The sequence below is a fragment of the Streptomyces sp. SID4985 genome, assembly GCF_009863025.1.
GTDB lineage: Bacteria > Actinomycetota > Actinomycetes > Streptomycetales > Streptomycetaceae > Streptomyces.
Genome location: NZ_WWIR01000035.1, coordinates 1 through 1,688, shown reverse-complemented (window position 1 = coordinate 1,688; position 1,688 = coordinate 1). Strand labels below are relative to the sequence as shown.

At 74.0% G+C, this 1,688-nt stretch carries 1 protein-coding gene and 1 pseudogene; one reads left to right on the top strand and one right to left on the bottom strand.

Features of this window, described 5'->3' with window-relative positions:
- The coding region (locus tag GTW40_RS01590) for a glycosyltransferase 87 family protein (RefSeq protein ID WP_161178331.1) at positions 1 to 1,227 on the bottom strand (1,227 nt) is incomplete at its 3' end.
- Positions 1,228 to 1,454: 227 nt separating this feature from the next.
- Between GTW40_RS01590 and GTW40_RS01585 the strand changes: the two are divergent.
- A pseudogene (locus GTW40_RS01585) lies at positions 1,455 to 1,688 on the top strand (hypothetical protein); the annotation flags it as partial.

Below are 1,688 nucleotides of genomic sequence, written 5' to 3'. Positions count from 1 at the left end.
CGCGGGGGCGGGCGTCGGCACGGGCGGCCGGGGCGTCGGGCGCGTGGAGCGCCACAGCCGGACGAAGGACCACGCCGCGGCGGCCACCAGCAGTCCGACGCGGGCCAGCGCCAGCAGGCCGCCGGTCCAGCTTCCGCCGGTCACCTCGCCGTAGAAGACCGGGAAGACCAGGCTGCTCAGCGCGGTCGCCGCGAGGACCAGCACCGCCACCGGGCGCTGGGAGGTGTGCCGGGAGGTCAGACACACGGCGGCGAGACCGAGCAGCCAGACGAGGTACTGCGGGCTGATCACCCGACTGGTCACCGTGAACAGCAGCACGGCCGTGAGCGCGGTGTCGTACGGCGTGGCCGGGTTCCAGCGCCGGGCCCGCAGCCGCCACAGCACCAGCAGCCCGAACACGGCCGCCGTGAGCGCCAGCGAGATCCTGGCGACGGTCCGCACCCCGGGGCCGACCAGCTCCGTCGCGCCGTACTGGTAGCGGACCAGACCGGGCCAGCCCGCGTGCCGGGCCAGGTTCAGCAGGGTGCCGCCGAGCGACTCGATCTGCACGCCCCGGCCGCCCTGCTCGCCCAGGAAGGAGAGCGGGTCGCTGAAGAGGACCGCGAGCAGAGCGAGGGCCGCGCATCCGGCGCCGAGCGACCAGGTCCACGCTGTCCGGGTGGCCCGTCCCCTCGGCACACCGAGCAGCGCGAGCGCGGGCCACACCTTCACCAGCGCGCCCAGCGCCCCGAACACGCCGCCGAGGCGCGGGGAACGGCCCAGCGCCAGCAGACAGAGCACGGCGAGCGCGGTGACCTGGACGTCGTAGCGGGCGAGCGGGATGTGCAGCAGCAGGGGCAGCCCGCCGGTCCACAGGGCCGCGCCCCTCAGGCTCCGGCCGGGGCGCCGGGCGGCGGCCACCAGCAGTACCGTGATCAGCGCGTCCGTGACGAGCACCAGGGTCACGAACCCCTGGAGGTAGTCGAGTCCGGGCAGCGCGCCAGGGGCCAGCAGCACCGGACCGGCCCCCGGCGGGTACTGCCACATCGTGTCCTGGGTGGGGAACGCGCCGTTGGACAGCACGCCGTACCAGTGGAAATACAGCCGCGACACCTCGCGCGTCACCGAGCCGCCGCCCAGCCAAGGTTCTGCGGAACGCGTCAGCAGCCATAGCATCAGGGCGCGGGTGGCGAGCCACGCCGCAGCGAGGGTGGGGACCGGTCCGGGGGTGACACGAGGGCGCTTCATCGAGGGGGGAGCGTAATCCGCGCGGATGGTGTATCCGTGCCGATACGCCGTCAATGGTCATAAAAGGTTGGCTAATCGCAAAAGATCGGGCCGTGGTGAACGTCGGGCCTCTTGTGGAACCTCAGCCGTTCGAGGCGGCTGGAGAAACGGCTGCCGTACCGGTGCGGGCGGCGGAACGGGCGACCGCCCGGGCGCCCGGGCGCCTCGCGCGGGTCGCCGCCGCGGTCGTGCCCGCGGCGGTGATGCTCGCGGTCGGGCTGTGGGGTGTGGACCGGGGCGGGATGTGGCGGGACGAGGCCGTCACCTTCCAGGTCGCGCGGCGCGGTGTGCCGGACATCTGGCGGCTGCTGCACAGCGTGGACGCCGTGCACGGCCTCTACTACCTGCTCATGCACGCAGTCCTCGCCGTCCGCGCCGACGAGGTGTTCCTGCGGCTGCCGTCGGTGTGCGCGGCGGCGGCG